Annotated in this window: 13 protein-coding genes; 6 read left to right on the top strand and 7 right to left on the bottom strand. The window is 71.3% G+C overall.

The genetic code is table 11. The annotated features are described in order from the left end of the window. The first annotated feature begins 32 nt into the window (after positions 1–32). The gene (locus ACFFJD_RS14575) at positions 33–2,123 is read left to right on the top strand and encodes a Dam family site-specific DNA-(adenine-N6)-methyltransferase (RefSeq protein WP_382365411.1); all 2,091 of its coding nucleotides are present in this window, start codon (positions 33–35) and stop codon (positions 2,121–2,123) included. Positions 2,124–2,126: 3 nt separating this feature from the next. Here the strand turns inward: ACFFJD_RS14575 and ACFFJD_RS14570 are convergent, their stop codons facing one another. Then, positions 2,127–4,073, bottom strand: coding sequence for an AlwI family type II restriction endonuclease (locus ACFFJD_RS14570; RefSeq protein WP_382365409.1), 1,947 nt, complete (start codon positions 4,071–4,073; stop codon positions 2,127–2,129). A gap of 21 nt (positions 4,074–4,094) precedes the next feature. Between ACFFJD_RS14570 and ACFFJD_RS14565 the strand changes: the two genes are divergently transcribed. Then, complete coding sequence (locus ACFFJD_RS14565; protein WP_382365734.1) at positions 4,095–4,532, top strand: nuclear transport factor 2 family protein; 438 nt, start codon at positions 4,095–4,097, stop codon at positions 4,530–4,532. 49 nt (positions 4,533–4,581) lie between these two features. Here ACFFJD_RS14565 and ACFFJD_RS14560 read toward each other — a convergent pair whose 3' ends face one another. Both ACFFJD_RS14560 and ACFFJD_RS14555 read right to left on the bottom strand, forming a co-directional pair. Next, positions 4,582–5,259, bottom strand: a complete 678-nt coding sequence (locus ACFFJD_RS14560) for an SDR family oxidoreductase (RefSeq protein WP_382365732.1) — start codon at positions 5,257–5,259, stop codon at positions 4,582–4,584. A gap of 5 nt (positions 5,260–5,264) precedes the next feature. Then, entirely contained in the window at positions 5,265–6,974 is a 1,710-nt protein-coding gene (locus ACFFJD_RS14555; RefSeq protein WP_382365407.1) for a TPM domain-containing protein, read from the bottom strand. 57 nt (positions 6,975–7,031) lie between these two features. Here ACFFJD_RS14555 and ACFFJD_RS14550 point away from each other — a divergent pair, with 57 nt between their 5' ends. Further along, on the top strand, positions 7,032–8,444 hold the full coding sequence (locus tag ACFFJD_RS14550) for a phytoene desaturase family protein (RefSeq protein WP_382365405.1): 1,413 nt from the start codon (positions 7,032–7,034) through the stop codon (positions 8,442–8,444). A 21-nt stretch (positions 8,445–8,465) separates the two neighbouring features. On the opposite strand, the gene ACFFJD_RS14545 is transcribed toward ACFFJD_RS14550, so the two are convergent. Further along, positions 8,466–9,257: an LLM class F420-dependent oxidoreductase gene (locus tag ACFFJD_RS14545; protein WP_382365403.1), complete on the bottom strand. Its 792-nt coding sequence runs from the start codon at positions 9,255–9,257 to the stop codon at positions 8,466–8,468. 50 nt (positions 9,258–9,307) lie between these two features. On the opposite strand from ACFFJD_RS14545, the gene ACFFJD_RS14540 reads away from it, so the two are divergent. Continuing rightward, positions 9,308–9,943 (top strand): class I SAM-dependent methyltransferase, encoded by a 636-nt coding sequence (locus ACFFJD_RS14540; protein WP_382365401.1) that lies wholly within the window; start codon positions 9,308–9,310, stop codon positions 9,941–9,943. A 127-nt stretch (positions 9,944–10,070) separates the two neighbouring features. Here the strand turns inward: ACFFJD_RS14540 and ACFFJD_RS14535 are convergent, their stop codons facing one another. Continuing rightward, complete coding sequence (locus ACFFJD_RS14535) at positions 10,071–11,672, bottom strand: glycerol-3-phosphate dehydrogenase/oxidase (protein ID WP_382365399.1); 1,602 nt, start codon at positions 11,670–11,672, stop codon at positions 10,071–10,073. Next, positions 11,669–12,307 (bottom strand): TetR/AcrR family transcriptional regulator, encoded by a 639-nt coding sequence (locus tag ACFFJD_RS14530; RefSeq protein ID WP_382365397.1) that lies wholly within the window; start codon positions 12,305–12,307, stop codon positions 11,669–11,671. Before ACFFJD_RS14530 ends, ACFFJD_RS14535 begins: the two co-directional genes overlap by 4 nt. A 41-nt stretch (positions 12,308–12,348) precedes the next feature. Between ACFFJD_RS14530 and ACFFJD_RS14525 the strand changes: the two genes are divergently transcribed. Together ACFFJD_RS14525 and ACFFJD_RS14520 are read left to right on the top strand one after the other, a co-directional pair. After that, the gene (locus ACFFJD_RS14525; protein ID WP_382365395.1) at positions 12,349–13,950 is read left to right on the top strand and encodes an FAD-binding oxidoreductase; all 1,602 of its coding nucleotides are present in this window, start codon (positions 12,349–12,351) and stop codon (positions 13,948–13,950) included. Then, positions 13,947–14,858: a diacylglycerol/lipid kinase family protein gene (locus ACFFJD_RS14520; RefSeq protein WP_382365393.1), complete on the top strand. Its 912-nt coding sequence runs from the start codon at positions 13,947–13,949 to the stop codon at positions 14,856–14,858. Before ACFFJD_RS14525 ends, ACFFJD_RS14520 begins: the two co-directional genes overlap by 4 nt. On the opposite strand, the gene ACFFJD_RS14515 is transcribed toward ACFFJD_RS14520, so the two are convergent. Then, on the bottom strand, positions 14,809–15,804 hold the full coding sequence (locus ACFFJD_RS14515) for a quinone oxidoreductase family protein (RefSeq protein WP_382365391.1): 996 nt from the start codon (positions 15,802–15,804) through the stop codon (positions 14,809–14,811). The two genes, ACFFJD_RS14520 and ACFFJD_RS14515, sit on opposite strands and share 50 nt — an antisense overlap. Between the last annotated feature and the right edge of the window lies 1 nt (position 15,805).

The following is a 15,805-nucleotide window of genomic DNA, read 5'->3' as shown; positions in this document are numbered from 1 at the left end:
ACCGTTTCTGCGAGAGATGCAGAAATGGAAAGATGCAGGTTGTGAAGACATTCGAACTCCGTAACCGGCGCTATCTGGGATCCAAGCGTGCGGTGTTGCCGGTGATCGAGCAGGTAGTGGCCGCGCTGCCCGTCGCGCCGAAGACCGCCGCCGACGTCTTCGCCGGCACCGGCGTGGTGGGGCAGTCGCTGGCCCGTGCCGGTCTCGCGGTGACGGTGAACGATCTGCTTTCGTCCAACACGACCGTGTATCGGGCGTTCTTCGGCGCCGAGCCGGTGCGATCGGACCGCCTCGCCGAGTTGGTCGGTCAGATCAACGACGCGCCGATCGCGACCCTGCCACCGAACTATTTCTCCACCACGTTCAGCGGCACCTACTACAACGAGGACAACTCCCGGCTGATCGGGCACTACCGCACGCAGATCGAGAAGTGGCACGCCGACGGCGTGCTCAACGACCGTGAGCGCGCGGTCCTGATCGCCAGCCTCCTGTACGGGATGGACAAGGCCGCGGCGACCGTCGGGCATTACGACGCCTTTCGGGAAGGGGCCGCCGCGGACGCCCGGCTCGTCTTCGGACTGCCGGAGCTGGAGCAGTACGACGTCGAGCACACGGTGACCAGGCGCGACGCGAATCAACTTGTGCGCGAACATCATTGGGACCTGATCTACATGGATCCGCCGTACAACTCGCGGCAGTACGGCGACCTCTATCACGTGCTCGACAACGTGACTGACTGGCAGCAGGGCCCGGTGCAGTTCAAGGCGCGCAAGATGGATCGGCGCCACCTCAAGAGCGACTACTGCACCACCGCGGCGGTACCGGCGTTCACCGATCTGATCGATGCGGTGGACACGTCGACGATCATCATGTCGTACAACGACACCGGCGCCCGCGGCAACGCCCGCTCGGCCGCCCGCCTGTCGGACACCGACATCCTCGGCGTCCTGGAACGTCGGGGCAGGGTAGAGGTGGTCGACGTCCCGCACCGCGAGTTCACCACCGGCAAGTCCGCTATCGGCGACATCGTGGAGCGCCTGTTCGTCTGCCATGTGCAGACGCCGCCGTTCGCGGGGAGCAGGTCGGGGGCGGCGGAGGCGCTGCCGGCCACCGCATCCGCCGCCCAATCCGCCGGCGCCCGGTCCGCCGCCCGGTCCGCCGCCTCACGGTCCGCCACAGTGCCGTCCGCTACCGTGCAGCCCGCCGTGGTGCGCAGTCCGTTGAACTACACCGGCAACAAGAAGCGCCTGGTCAGCGAGATCATCCCGCTCCTGCCCGCTCCCGGGGTAGGGCACGAACGCTTCGTCGACGTGTTCAGCGGGTCGATGACCGTGGGCATGAACTCGGGCTATGCCCAGGTGGCGTTCAACGACGTCCAGGTGGACGTGATGGGTCTCGGCGAACTCTTCTCGCACGTGCCGTACCCGACGATCATCGCCGAGGTGGAGGCGATCATCGAGCGCTACGGCCTGTCCGACAGTCAGCGCCACGGCTACGACGCCTACGGTGCGAACTCGTCCAACGGGCTCGGCCGGGTCAACAAGGACGCCTACCTGCGGCTGCGCACCGACTTCAACCGGATGGATTCGGCGGACCGTGCGCGTCCGTACTACTTCTTCACACTCGTGGTCTTCGGCTTCAACAACCAGATCCGCTACAACCGCAGCGGCGAGTTCAACATGCCGGTCGGTAAGCGTGACTTCAACAGTCGGGTGCGGAAGAACCTCTTCGACACGGTCGCTCGCATGCACCGGTTGCAGGCGGAGCTGTGGACGTTGGACTTCCGTGACGTCTTCGGCAAGCTGGCCACCACCGACCTGGTCTACTGCGATCCGCCGTATCTGCTCGGCACCGCGCCGTACAACGAACAGAACGCGTGGACGGTGGACGACGAGACCGACCTGCTCGACGGCCTGGCCGCGTTCGCCGATCGCGGGGGAGTGTTCGGACTCTCGAATGTCTTGACGCACAAGGGATCCGAGCACGACCAGCTCTCCGACTGGGCGGCTGAGCACGGCTTCGTGGTGCACACCCTGGACTACAGCTACGCGAACTCGTCGTACCAGCGCAAGGACCGCAACGCCTCGCGGGAGGTGCTCATCACCAACTGGACCGAAGGCTGAGAGTCACGCGAGGGCGCGCAGCGCGACGACCAGCTGGTCGTTCCAGTCGGAGTTCAGATGCTCGAGGCTGTCGCGGCGGGCCTCGGCGGCGACCAGATCGAGCACCCGGGACAGGGGCGCGTGCGCGATCTGCACCCAGTCGGCGGTGCGCAACGAGACGATCAGCGGGCTCGCGGTCCCGGCGCCGCCGTCGGTGGGGCGCATCTCCATCACCCGCGCGAAGCCGAAGATCCGTGCCACGTTCTGGTCGATCTCGTTCGCGATGAACAGGGTGAGCGTCTCGCCGCCGGGCGGCTCGCAGGCCAGGTTGGTGGCGTGCCGGAGCACCGGCTCGAGCTCGCCGCGGCGCTGAGTGCTCGGATCCATCAGGGTCACCTCCACCAGGACGCGCCGGCCGTCGAGCGTGAACTCGATGTCGCCGCGGAGCCCGGGGGCATGGCTGATCGGGAGGAAGTCGCCGTCCAGGGACAGCCCGAATGCGGCGCGCGGATCGAAGGCCTTGCCCGAGGCGTAGTAGAGCGAGAGCCCGATCAGGTACTCGTACATGCACGGCACCGTCGGTTTGCCGCGGAAAGCCTTCTCCCGCACCGCCTTCACCGCGTCGGAGCGATAGTCGTCGGCGATCAGGGCCAGGTAGGCACGCACGGTGTCCGGGCCGAAGGCGGCCGCGATGAGCTGATCGAAACGCTCGCGGTCCCGGGCCTCGAGGAATTCTTGGAGGGCCGTCGGGGCGATGGCTTCGGTCGCGGTGATGCGTGCGTCCGTCCGCGCCAGCGCATCGGCGCCGAACATGGCGGCGATGCCGCGCACGCGCTCGGCCGCCGACGGTTCGCCGGTCGCCGCGACCGGCATCTCGTCGTCGACGGTGCCGAAGAAGTAGCGGGCGTAGGCGGAGCTGAGGCGCACCTGGTTCTCGGCGGCCGACAGCACGCCGGTCGCGGTCAGGATGCGCAGATTGTTGTCGAGGTACTCGCGCACCAGGGCGGTGGTGCGGCCACCGTTGAACAGATCCACCAGGGCGTGCCGGAAGGCGGGCGGCTCGTCGTGCCACTGCGGGTACCGGGCGCCCTCGTGGACGGTGCGCGGATCGCTGGTCTTCTTGCGCAGGCCGGGCAGCAGCTGCCCGGGGTCGAAGCGGTTCTTGACCGTGGTGCCGCCCTCGTCGACCGCGCGCCGCAGCCGCGCGAGGCTCGCCGCGTCGGGGCGCAGGCGAAACGCTTCCAAGGCCTCGAGGAAGACGCGGTAGCGCTCGGTGAAGCTCGGTCCCTTGCCGTTGGGGAAGGCCTCCGGGCTGAATCGCCCGGTCACGATGAAGCGATCCTGCTCGAGGGTCCGTTCCGCGGCGCCGAGGGCCGCGGTCAGGGTGCTGCGGCTCGCCCGCATGGCGAGCACGCCATCGACCGCCGCGTCCACGTCGGGCCCGAAGACGCGGGCCCCGGCGATGAAGACGAGCGCGAACTCGTCGATGCTCACGCTGCCGAGGCGGTGCAGCACCCGCAGCAGCAGACGCACGGGGAAGTAGGCGTCACCGTGGGCCGTCTCGGTGTAGGTGAGGGCGCCGCGCAGCACCGCGGAGTTCTCCGCGGTGATCGAGCAGCGGGCGTCGAAGCCGTCGAGGGCCGCGGGGTCGGTGCCGATGAACACCGCGCCCAACGGCGTGAGGCGACGTTGCTCGTCGGCGAAGCCGAGCTTGACCAGGGCGCTGGTGTACGTGCGGGCCCGCTTGGCGGCGTCGTCGGCCGACACGCGGCCGCCGCTGCCGAAGATGTCCGGAGCCGCGCTCCGCAACGCCCCGTAGAACTCCCACTGCGTGAGGGCATCCCAGGGGCGGTCATCGGACCGGAATCCGGCCAGCACCTCCAGCATCTCCCGGTAGCCGGCGATCGCATCCTTGCGTCGAAACGAGGTGTCGCCCAGGTGGACAAGGGATGCGTTCCGGTCGCCCGTCATGCGCACATCGTGACACAGCGCATGGGAGCGATCGGGCTGCTATCGTTCGACGGACTAGAACACGTTCTACTTACCGAGGAGCTGCTCGTGCTCGCTGTGAAGATCGCCGACGTCGTCGACGCCTACATCGACCGGATTTCCACCGGCACCGCCGAGGAGATCGTCGATCTCTACGCCGACGGTGCGACCGTGGAGGACCCGATCGGTGCGCCGATTCGCAACACCCGCGAGGACCTGATCGAGTTCTACTCGATCATCACCAGCCTGGAGAAGCGCGAGGCCACCCTCAAGTGGGTCAAGGTCGCCGGCGACACCGCGGTCTTCGAGTTCACCCTGGTCACCGGTGCCGCCGGAATGGCTTTCGAGATCACTCCGGTGGACATCATGGTCTTCAACGAAGAGGGCAAGGTGGTCTCCATGCGCGCGGTGTGGCAGCAGTCGGACCTGAAGCAGATCTGACGGCCGACCGCCGGCTGCTACGCCCCGGCGTTCCGCCGGGGGAGGTGCGTCAGCCGCGGGGGCGCAGCGTGATCTCGGTGGGGTGCGCGTCACCCGGCGCCGCGATCGCCTGCGCCACCGCGGCCGCCACCGTCTCGGCCTTCAGGTAGCGCGACGGCTGATACTCGCCGCCCTCGCGGGCGACGATGTCGCGCTGCATGTCGGTGTCGATGCGCCCGGGGAAGATCGAGGTGACCCGCACCGTCGGCTCCTCGGCGCGCACCCCGTCGGCCAGGGCCCGGAGGGCGAACTTGCTGGCCGCGTACGGGGTCCACCGGGCGCGGACGTTCTGACCGGCCCCGGAGTTGAGCACGACGATGTGGCCGCGACCGGTGGCGCGCAGCGCGGGCAGGAGCAGTCGGGTGAGTTCGGCGACCGCGATCACGTTGATCTCCATGAGTGCGCGCCACTCGTCGACCGGGGTGTCGGCCACCGCCTCCAGGCTGCTGGCCAGCCCGGCACAGTGCACCAGCACATTCAGCTCGGTGACGGTCTCGACGGCGGCCGCCACGGCGTCGTAGTCGGTCAGATCCAGCGCCATCGTCACGGCGCCGTCGAACTCGAGGGCCATGGCATCGAGTTCGGCCGAGCCGCGTCCGCCGAGGATCAGACGATGCGTCGGGGCCAGGGCGCGCGCGACGTGCGCGCCGACGCCGCGACTCGCGCCGGTGATCAGGGCGGTGCGCACGCCGCTCATCCGCGTCCGCCCGTGCCGATACGTCCGGAGGTGTCCGAGCCGCCGAACGATCCGGGGCTGCGGCCGCCGCTGCCGAATCCACCGCCGCCGAAATCACCGTCGTTCACGTCGTCGGCGATCACCGCATCCACCAGGACACCGGTGAGCACCGGTGCGCCCTCGTGCTCGTGCTGCTGCTTCCACAGCGTGATGTCCTGGCAGGCCAGGGTGAGGGCCTCGTCGGCGAGCGCGGTGGCCTGATCGGCCAGCGCCTCCACCCGTGCGGCCTCGTGCGCGGCCTGGGCCTCGTCGAGGAGACGTTCGGCCTCGGACACCCCGGTGCGGGCCGCGGTGCCCACCGCGCCGCGGCGGGTGTCGATCAGGCTCTCCGCTGCGCCGACGTGCGCGGTGGCATGGGCCAGGGGTGTGGTCTTCTCCGCGATCAGCACCACGTTCTGGCTCACATCGGTGAGGGCGTCGAGCAGTCGTGCGGCGGTGTCGAGTCCGCACTCGGCGGACCGGATGGCCGCGACCGTGGGCTGGCGCAGCTCGGCCTCGTCGGCGACGGCCTCGCGTCCCTGCGCGATGCTGTCCCGGGCGAACCGGATCAGTTCGCGGGCGAGTCCGGCGTTGCCGATCACCGAGTCGGCGACCGGGCCGCTGAAGGTCTTGGCCAGGTAGATCTCGGTGGCCTCGGCCGGGCCGAGGCGTTCGGTCACGGTCCGGGCACGCGCATCGAGCGTGTCGAGGCGCGCGCTCGCATCGGTCAGGAGGTCGCGGAGGGCGTCGAACGCCGGGACCTGCTCGTCGAGGGCCTCGTTGGCGTCCGAGCACATGCTGATGATCTGCACGAGCAGCGCGCGTCGTTCACCGTTGCTCAGCTCGGGCTGGTGATCGAAGGTGCGGCGGAGGCGGAACGAGGTGGCCACCGCGCTCTCCGCGGTGGCCAGAGCGGCCTGGAACCCGGCGGTGGCGGCGTCGCCGTACTCGGCGACGGCCAGGGCGAGCTCCTCGTCGCTGATCGAGACGGCATTGTCGGTGTCGGTCAGCAGCTCGGCCGCCCAGGGATTGAGGGTGGCCAGGGGACGGGTGGTCAGTTCGCTGACCGAGACCGCGTCGTCGTCCGGCCCGGCGTCGGTGTCCGACGTGCTGCGTCGATTGCGCAGGAACAGCAGGCCGGCGCCGATCAGCGCGAGGGCGATGAGCCCGGTCACCGCCAGGTAGAGCCACATGCGGGACCGATCGCCGTCGAGCTCGGCCGCGGTGTCGAGGGCGGCGTCGGCCCACCGGGCGTCGGCGACGTCCGGAGCGATGGTCTCCTCGGCGATCTTCCGCAGGTCTTCGGCGGGGTAGTCCTCGATGGCTTCCGCGCTGCCGAAGGAGAACGTCCGGTCGTCCACCGCCACGGCCAGCAGTACGTCGCGGTAGCTCAGTTCGCTCAGCTGCTGCGTCTGCCGAGCCCAGTCCTGCGGCGCCATGCCGTCGAAATTCCGCACGTAGATCACCGACAACTGCAGGTTGCGGTCGGCCATCAGCTTGTCCAAGGCGACGCCGATCTTGGTCTCCTGCTCGGCGGACAGGACACCGGCGGCGTCGACGAGCGTGGCCGGCATCTGGGTGGGCTGATCGGCCGCGGCGGGGGCGGCCAGCACCCCGCCGGTCAGCAGGGCGGCCAGAAACAGACTCAGCGTCGGGAGAACGGCCAGGCGTCGGCGGACGAAGGTCATGGCTCCAATCTAGCCGTTCGGGGTGCGGAGGACCCGGCTGTGGGAGGCTGACCGGTGATGGACTACGACGATGCGGTGGTGGGGGCCGGTCCCAACGGACTGACCGCGGCGGCCGTCCTGGCCCGCGCGGGCCGACGGGTCCTGGTGGTGGACGCCGCACCGACGATCGGGGGCGGCGCGCGGACGGACTCGGCGTTCGGCGCGGGGACTCGGCGGGACGTCTGTTCGGCGGTGCACCCCACCGGGTTCGTCTCGCCGGCCTTCGCCGACCTCGACCTGACCGCGCACGGTCTGCGGTGGCTGCTGCCCGAGTACTCGCTGGTGCACGGCTACGGTCCCGAGCACGTGCTGGGTCTGGCCCGCGATCGGGGCGCCCGCGATGCCGAACTGGGCCGGGAGGCGCGCGCCTGGGAGCGGACCGTCGGCTGGGCGGGGCACGCGCCCGGCCTGGTGGCCGACGTGCTGAACGCGCCCGCCCTGCCGCGCCGGCCGGTGGCCGCGGCGCGGTTCGCGGCGGCGGCCGGTCTGCCGACCGCGGCCCTGGTGCGCGGGGCCTTCCGGACCCCGCCGGTGCGGACGCTCTTCGCCGCCGTGGCCGCACACTCGGCGCGGCCGCTGTCGGCAGCGGGCTCGGCGGCGCCCGGTCTGCTGCTGGCCGCGCTCGCCGGCTCGGGGTGGCCGGTGGCCCGGGGCGGCTCGCAGGCGATCACCGAGGCGCTCGCCAGCGTCGTGCGCGCCCACGGCGGGACCATCGAAACCGATTGTCCGATAAGCGGATTCGAGCAGTTGTCGCGCGGAGCGCGCCTGTTCTTCGACACCTCTCCGCGCGTGCTGCGCGCGGTGATGGGGGAGCGATTGCCCGCGTGGTACCGGCGCCGGCTCGACGGCTTCGCCTACGGACCGGGCACCTGCAAGGTGGACTTCCTGCTCAGCGAGCCCATCCCGTGGCGCGACGCGCGCTATGCGGCGACCGCGACCTTCCACCTGGCGCGGGACGTGCGGCAGGTCGTCGTCACCGAAGCCGAGGTGGCCGATGGACGAATTCCGGTGCGGCCCTGGGTACTCGGCGGCGAGCCCACCCGGATCGACCCGAGCCGGGCGCCCGCCGGGGCGCACCTGGCGTGGGCCTACTGCCACGTGCCGGCCGGCTGCACCGAAGACATGTCCGCGGCGATCACCGCCGAGATCGAGCGATGCGCACCCGGCTTCCGGGACGTGATCGTGGGGCAGATCGTCACCACCGCCGCCGAGCAGGAGCGGTACAACGCGAACAACATCGGTGGCGACATCGGCTGCGGCGCCACCTCCCTGACCCAGCTGATGCGGCGGCCGGTGGTGTCGGCGGTCCCGCAGGCCACTCCGGTGCCGGGGGTGTACCTGTGCTCGGCGGCGACCGCACCGGGCGGCGGCGTGCACGGCATGAGCGGCTACCGCGCCGCCCTTCACGCGCTGGCCGCAGACCGCCCGTAGACCCGGGCGCCCGGGCCGGGATCAGCGGTTGCGGTCGCGCCAGTCGCAGAGGAGTTTGGCGGCCGACAGGTCGTAGTCCGGACCGTCGGTGGCGACGGTGAGCAGGGAGACGCCCTCGGCGGTGATCGCCTCGGCGAACTTCAGGGTGGCCGTGTCGTCGCCGTCGTACCGGATCTCCGCCGAACGTTCGATCTCTGCCGGATCGCGGCCGATCTCGGCGCAGTAGCCGGCGAGCAGGGCCGATTTCTCCCGGTAGCTGTCGACGCCCACGAAGGCGTGCCAGATGTCGGAGTAGCGGGCCACCAGGGGCAGCGTCTTGCGTGGGCCGCTGCCGCCGATCATCACCGGAATGTGGCGCAGGGGAGGGGGATTGAGCTTGCCCATCCGGTCGGCGAGGCGCGGCAGGGACTCGGCGAGGGCGTCGAGTCGGGACCCCTTGGTGCCAAAGTCGTAGCCGTATTCGGTGTAGTCGCGCTGGAACCAACCGCTGCCGAGGCCGAGGATCAGGCGTCCGCCGCTGATGTGGTCGACGGTGCGGGCCATGTCGGCCAACAGCTCGGGGTTGCGATAGGAGTTGCACGTGACCAGCGGACCGATCTCGATGCGCTCGGTCTGCTCGGCCCAGGCGCCCAGCATCGTCCAGCACTCGAAGTGCGCGCCCTCGGGATCGCCGTACAGCGGATAGAAGTGGTCCCAGTTGAAGGCGATGTCCACTCCGAGGTCCTCGGCGCGCAGGACCGCGTCGCGAATGAGGCCGTAGTCGGGTGCGTGCTGAGGCTGCAGTTGGACGCCGATGCGCAAGGGAGGTGTCATGGCTCCCAGTCTGCGCTGTTTGCCGCCGCGATGGGGATACCGTGGAGGGTATGACCGAGCACGGACAGCATTCTCCCGACCACGCCGATCACCCGCACAGCGCCGCCGAGTGGGATGAGCGCTACAGCAGCGCGGACCGACTGTGGACCGCGCAGGCCAATCCCGCGCTGGTGCGGGAGGCCGCCGATCTGAGTCCGGGGCGCGCGCTCGACGTGGGCAGCGGGGAGGGCGCCGATGCCCGCTGGTTGGCCGATCAGGGCTGGCAGGTGGTGGCCGTCGACATCTCGCAGGTGGCCCTCGATCGTGCCGCCGAGGTGGATTCACGTGAAACCATCACCTGGCAGCGAGCCGACCTGACCGTCGACGACGTGCCCGGAGCGCCGTTCGATCTTGTTGCGCTGCACTATTTTCCGGTCGACATCGCACAGCGCGACGTGATCGCGAAGCTGGTCGGCGCCGTCGCACCCGGCGGCACCCTGCTGGTGGTGGCGCACGATCCGGAGGGCATCCGCGCCCACGGCTTCGATCCGGACGCCTACTTCCAGCCGAAGGATGTGGCCGAGCAGTTCGCCGACGATCTCGACGTCGAGATCCTGGAGACCGTGGAGCGCGGCCGACCGGCCGGTGGGCCGACCGGTCCGCGGCACATGCACGATGTGGTGCTCAAGGCGCGCAAGCGCGGCTAGTCGCCCGCGCCTCGGGATCCAGCTGCGTTCGCATCGTTGGGACTACGTTCGCGACGCCCCCGGCCGACGCGCGCGCGTCTGAGCGGCGCGAACGTGGCGGGGCGGCGCGAGCGGGGCGGGGCGGTTGTTAGGAGAGCGCGGCGAGGACCTGCTCGGCCGTGGGGGCCGCCGCGGCGGCCACCGCCGGCGTCAGCGCGAGACGGGTGCGGCGTTCGAGCAGATCGTCGGCGTCGACGGCACCCTCGGCGAGGGCCCCGAAGAGCAGTTCGGCGCCGGTGATCTCGGTGCCCTCGGCGACGGGCGCGGCCCACCGCGGATCGGCGTCGGCCAGCGCGAGGATCGCCGGGGCCTCCAGCCCGTACTTGGCCACCAGGCGCTCGGGCGCGGCCACCTGTGCCAGCGTGCCCGGGATGTTGGCACCGGTCGGGGCCCCCACCAGCGGCAACGTGCGGGTGCGGCAGGCTTCGGCGGTCAGGCCGGAGGTGGCCAGGGCCGCGTCGACCGCGTCCTCGGCCATCCGGCGGTAGGTGGTCAGCTTGCCGCCGACCACGGTGACCAGGCCGTCCGCGCGGGTCAGCACGGCGTGCTTGCGCGAGACGTCGGAGGTCTCGCCGGACCCCGAGTCGAGCAGCGGCCGCAGACCGGAGAAGGTGCCGAGGATGTCGTCGCGGGACAGCGGGGCGGCCAGCGCCAGGTTGATGGTGTCGAGCAGGAAGTCGATCTCGGATTCGTCGGCCTGCGGCACGTCCGGGATCTCGCCGGGCGTCTCCTCGTCGGTGAGGCCGACGTACACCAGGCCGTCGGGCTGCGGCAGCGCGAAGACGTAGCGGCCGAAGTGCCCGGGCACCGGCACCGTGAGGCCGGCGCGCAGACCGCCGAAGCTCTTCTGCGAGAAGACCAGGTGGGTGCCGCGGCTCGGGCGCAGCGAGATCTCCGGGTCGATGTGCCCGGACCAGACGCCGGTCGCGTTGACCACCGCGGCCGCGCGCACCGTGAAGGTGTCGCCGGTGAGTTCGTCGGTCACGGTCACCGACGTGCCGGTCACGTCGGAGGCGGCGGCGTGGGTGAGGATCGTCGCGCCCAGGCCGGCGGCCGTGCGGGCCAGTCCGACCACCAGGCGGGCGTCGTCGTTGAGCTGTCCGTCCCAGTTCAGCAGTCCGCCGCGGAGGCCGTCGCGGGCGACGGTGGGCGCCAGCGCGGTGACCTTGTCCGCGGGGATGCGTCGCGATCGATTCAGCGTGCGCGACGGGGTGCGCGCGGCGATGCGGAGGGCATCGCCGGCGAGGAATCCGGTCCGGGTGAGGGCGGTGTCGAAGAACTTCATGCTGGGTAGCAGCGGAACCACCTGGGGCAGCGGATGCACCAGGTGCGGGGCGATGCGGCAGATCAGCGAGTCGCGTTCCACGGCGCTCTCGTAGGCGATGCCGACCGCGCCCGAAGCGAGATAGCGCAGCCCGCCGTGCACCAGCTTGGACGACCAGCGGCTGGTGCCGAAGGCCAGGTCGCGGCGTTCGACGAGCACCGTGGACAAGCCGCGCGCGGCCGCATCGAGGGCCACTCCGGCGCCGGTGACGCCGCCGCCGATCACCACGAGGTCCACCGCCGGGGACTCGGCGAGCCGACGCAGGTCCGCGGCGCGCCGGGCCGGCGACAGCAGCGTGCGTTCGTCGACGGCGGGGTGGTCGGCGAGCAGCTGTGCCGGGGAGGCGGGCGAGGAGGAGGCGTTCATGGGCGCAAGTACCTTTCGAGCAGGTCGGTGAGTTCGGCGTCGAGCGTTTCGGTGTCGGGATTGCCGTCGTCGTCGGTCACGAAGACCGGGCCGGTGAGGGCGAAGGACCAGGCCATCTGCAGGACGGTCGCGGCCATCCGCATCGGGGAGCCGTCCCGGATCTGTCGACGGCTCTGCCCGGCGGTGATCAGCGCGGCCAGATCGGCGAGCTGACCGTGCGAGGTGCGACCGCCGCGCTGGATCAGATAGGGCGTCAGGAACTCGGGATCGAGCTCGATGATGCGCTGCAGCAACGGGTGGCGGCGGGCCTCGCGGACCAGGTGGACCAGGACGGCGATCAGGGTGGCGCGGGTCGGCGCCTCGGGCCCGTTGACGTCGACCTGCGTCGCGGCGGCGACGCGCTGGAACTCGCGCGTGGTCACCTGCGCGGCGAGCGCGGTCACGTTGGGGAAGCGGCGATAGAGGGTGGCGCGGGAGACCCCGGCGGCCCGGGCGACGTCGGCCATGGTGGTGCGCCGGATGCCGATCGTGGACATCAGCTTGGCGGCGGCATCGAGGATGACGTCTTCACTGATCGCGTTCGCGGCGGTGCGTCGGGCGGGCTGCCCGTCGTCGTTGATTTGCTGCGACATCATGTGTAACACTGTATCAGCAAATCGAAACGGGAGACAGAACCATGACGCGCAGTGAGATCGATGTCGACGTCGTCGACTTCCAGCCCGGACGCTGGGGCAACCCGGCCGAAGCGATGCACCTTTCCGAGTCCGTGCTGGGGGCCCTGACGATGCTCGGCATCTCCGATCCGGCCCCGGCCGCTGTGTCGCCGGTGCTGCCCGCGACGCGGGTCGGCGACGAGGACGCCGCCGCGCTGGCGCGCACCGGGGCCCCCGTGGCCACCGACGACGCCTCACGCACGGCCCGGATGCGCGGCTTCTCCACGCCCGACCTGCTCAGGTTCCGGGAAGGCGACGGCACCGACGCCCCCGACGCCGTGGTCACCCCGACCACCGCCGAACAGGTGGCCGCGGTGCTGGCGGTGTGCGGCGAGCGCGGCCTCACGCTCAATCCGTTCGCCGGCGGCACCTCGGTGACCGGCGGGATGGAACCCGCCCGCGACAAGCCGGTGATCAGCCTGGACCTGCGCGGTCTCACCGGACTGCTCCACCTCGACGAGGTCTCCCAGATCGCCACCTTCGCCGCCGGCACCCGCCTGCCCGACGCCGAGCGCCTGGTGGGCGAGCGCGGCTTCGAGATCGGCCACTTCCCGCAGTCGTACGAGGGCGCCACCGTCGGCGGCTGCGCCGTCACCCGCTCGGCCGGCCAGTCGTCGATCGGGTACGGGCGATTCGACGAGATGGTCGTCGGCCTCACGGTCGCCACGCCGACCGGCATCGCCGAGATCGGCACCGCGCCCAAGTCGGCGGCGGGCCCGGATCTGCGGCAGCTGTTCCTCGGCAGCGAGGGCTCGCTCGGCGTCGTCACCGCCGTTCGGGTGCGCGTGCACCCGACGCCCGCGGTGCGACGGTTCTACGGCTGGCACTTTCCGGACTTTGTCGCCGGTGCCGCCGCCATGCGTGCGGTGGCCCAGGGGAACGTGCGACCGACCGTGCTGCGGCTCTCCGATGAGGCCGAGACCGGGCTGAATCTGGCGAACCCGTCCGGTGCGGGGAGCGCCGCCTCGTCCGGCCCGGTGGGCGGCTGCCTGATGGTGGTCGGCTTCGAGGGCGACGCGGCGGACGTGGAATGCCGCGACACGTACGTGAGCGCGCGGCTCGCCGAACTCGGCGGCACCGCGCTCGGCACCGAACCCGGCGAGCACTGGCGCCTCGGCCGCTTCCGCGGCCCGTACCTGCGCGATCCGCTGCTCGATGCGGGCGCGCTGGTGGAGACCCTGGAGACGGTCACCTTCTGGTCCAACATCGACCGACTCAAGGCCGACGTCACCGCCGCCCTCACCGAGACGCTCGGCGCGGCCGGCACCCCGGCGGTGGTGATGTGCCACATCTCGCACGTCTATCCCACCGGTGCCTCGCTCTACTTCACCGTCATCGCCAAGGCCCTGGAGAATCCGCTCGAGCAGTGGGGTGCGGCCAAGCGGGCCGCCAACGCCGCCATCCGCGCGGCGGGCGCGTCGATCACCCATCACCACGCCGTCGGCATCGATCACCGGGAGACCTACCTGCAGGAGATCGGCGACGTTCAGGTCACGGCACTGCGGGCCGTGAAGCACGCCATCGACCCCGACGGGGTTCTCAATCCGGGCATTCTGTTGGCATGAGTACCAATAAGGGTGGGAGACGTATCGTCGCGGTGATCAACCCGATCTCCGGGGGCGGCGCCGCGCACAAGCAGTGGCCCGCGGTGGCGGCGGCGCTGGCCGAGCGGGGGTTCACCGACATCGCCGAGGTGGAGTCGGAGTCGTCCGCGCACGCCACCGAGGCGGCCGCCGACGCGGCCGCGAGCGGTGCGATCACCGTCGCCGTCGGCGGGGACGGCCACATCCGCGATGTGGCCGAGGGCGTCCTGCGCACCCCCGGCGCCCGGCTGGGGATCGCGGCCGCCGGGCGCGGCAACGACCTCGCGCGCCACCTCGGACTGCCGGAGGATCCGGCGGCGATCGCCGCGGTGATCGCCGACGGCGTGCTGCGGATGGTCGACGTCCTGGATGTGGCGGTACCCGACGGCTCGTCGCACGTGGCCCTCGGCAATGTCTACGTCGGTCTCGATTCGGTGGCCACCGAACTGATCAACGACCTGCGTTGGATGGGACCGCTGGCCTATCGCGTGGCCCCGGTGCTGACGGCGTTGCGCTGGAAGCCGATGAAGGTGCGTCTGACGATCGACGGCCTGGTCCGCGACGAACTCGCCCACTTCGTGGTGGTCGCCAACTCCGGCGACTACGGGCACGGCCTGCGCATGGTGCCGTCGGCCTCGGTCGACAGCGGTCACCTGCAGGTCCTGATCGTGCATGGCAGCGTGCATTCGCTCCAGCTGGCGCCGCTGATGAAGGAGGCCAAGGTCGGGGCGCACGTGGACCGCGAGTACGTCGAGATCGTCTCCGCTTCGCGGGTGGAGTTGATCGCCGACGAGAGCCTGCCGGTGCACACCGACGGCGACTACCTCAGCGCCCCTCCGGTCAGCGTGACCATCCGTCCGGCGGCGTTGCCGATTCTGGTCGCGGCCTGACCCGCAGCACCACCTTCCCGGGGGCGTGCCCGCCGGCCACCACCTCGAGCGCTTCGCGCGCGGCGGGCAGCTCGAAGGTCCGGGCGATCGGCACCTGAAGTCGGCCGGCCGCCAGCAGCCCGAGCAGTTCGCCGCGGACGCCGTCCCGGTAGGCGGCGCTGTCGGGGCGGCTGCCGGAGAGGAAACGCAGGCCGTGGGCGCGCGCCGCCGGCGCCGCGGCCACGGTGATGATCCGATCGCGGTCGGCCACGAGTTCCAGGCTCGCGGCGACGGCCTCGTCGGTGCCCGCGCAGTCCAGCGCCGCCACGATCGGTCCGGGAGCGGCCGCACGCAGGCGAGCGGTCAGTCCCGGGCCGTAGGTCACCGGGATGCCGCCGAACCGGCGCACGCTCTCCTGCCGCCGCGCACCGGCGGTGCCGACCACGACGACGCCGGCCTGCCGGGCCAACTGCAGCAGCACGGCCCCGACCGCGCCCGAGGCGCCGTGCAGCACCACGGTCTCGCCGGGCCGCGCCCCGGAGCGGTGCAGGAGCTCGGCGGCCGTGCACCCGGCCAGCAGCAGCCCGGCGGCGGCCGCGTCGTCGACGGCATCGGGCAGCACGAAGGCCTTCGCGGCGGGCAGCGTCAGGGCCTCGGCATAGCCGCCGTGCACCCGGAAGGCCGCGATCCGACGTCCCAGCGCCGCGGCGCCTGCGGTGCCGCAGCCCAACCGGACGTCGGGCCCAACGGCCGTCACCACCCCGGCGATCTCGTAGCCGATCGGTATCGGCAGCAGGGCCGGATCGTCGGCGCGCAGCACGTGTTTCAGGTCCGCCGGATTGACCCCGGCGGCGGAGATCGCCACCGTGATCTCGCCGGGGCCGGGCGGGGGCACGTCCCGTCGGCCGAAGACGAAGTCGTCGAGTCCGGTGAAGCCGTGCGCCATCCAGGCGGCCGCAGTGGTCATG

Origin of the sequence: Gordonia phosphorivorans, from assembly GCF_042432625.1 — a bacterium.
In the GTDB taxonomy this organism is placed as follows: Bacteria; Actinomycetota; Actinomycetes; order Mycobacteriales; family Mycobacteriaceae; genus Gordonia; species Gordonia phosphorivorans.
The sequence above is the reverse complement of the archived record's forward strand: the minus strand, read 5'-3'. Positions and strand labels throughout refer to the sequence as shown.

What these genes read in the sequence shown, in the direction of transcription:
- ACFFJD_RS14575 (WP_382365411.1), top strand. Translation starts at nt 33, where the DNA reads ATGCAGGTTGTGAAGACATTCGAACTCCGTAACCGGCGCTATCTGGGA.
- ACFFJD_RS14570 (WP_382365409.1), bottom strand. Translation starts at nt 4,073, where the DNA reads ATGACGGGCGACCGGAACGCATCCCTTGTCCACCTGGGCGACACCTCG.
- ACFFJD_RS14565 (WP_382365734.1), top strand. Translation starts at nt 4,095, where the DNA reads ATGGGAGCGATCGGGCTGCTATCGTTCGACGGACTAGAACACGTTCTA.
- ACFFJD_RS14555 (WP_382365407.1), bottom strand. Translation starts at nt 6,974, where the DNA reads ATGACCTTCGTCCGCCGACGCCTGGCCGTTCTCCCGACGCTGAGTCTG.
- ACFFJD_RS14550 (WP_382365405.1), top strand. Translation starts at nt 7,032, where the DNA reads ATGGACTACGACGATGCGGTGGTGGGGGCCGGTCCCAACGGACTGACC.
- ACFFJD_RS14545 (WP_382365403.1), bottom strand. Translation starts at nt 9,257, where the DNA reads ATGACACCTCCCTTGCGCATCGGCGTCCAACTGCAGCCTCAGCACGCA.
- ACFFJD_RS14540 (WP_382365401.1), top strand. Translation starts at nt 9,308, where the DNA reads ATGACCGAGCACGGACAGCATTCTCCCGACCACGCCGATCACCCGCAC.
- ACFFJD_RS14535 (WP_382365399.1), bottom strand. Translation starts at nt 11,672, where the DNA reads ATGAACGCCTCCTCCTCGCCCGCCTCCCCGGCACAGCTGCTCGCCGAC.
- ACFFJD_RS14530 (WP_382365397.1), bottom strand. Translation starts at nt 12,307, where the DNA reads ATGATGTCGCAGCAAATCAACGACGACGGGCAGCCCGCCCGACGCACC.
- ACFFJD_RS14525 (WP_382365395.1), top strand. Translation starts at nt 12,349, where the DNA reads ATGACGCGCAGTGAGATCGATGTCGACGTCGTCGACTTCCAGCCCGGA.
- ACFFJD_RS14520 (WP_382365393.1), top strand. Translation starts at nt 13,947, where the DNA reads ATGAGTACCAATAAGGGTGGGAGACGTATCGTCGCGGTGATCAACCCG.
- ACFFJD_RS14515 (WP_382365391.1), bottom strand. Translation starts at nt 15,804, where the DNA reads ATGACCACTGCGGCCGCCTGGATGGCGCACGGCTTCACCGGACTCGAC.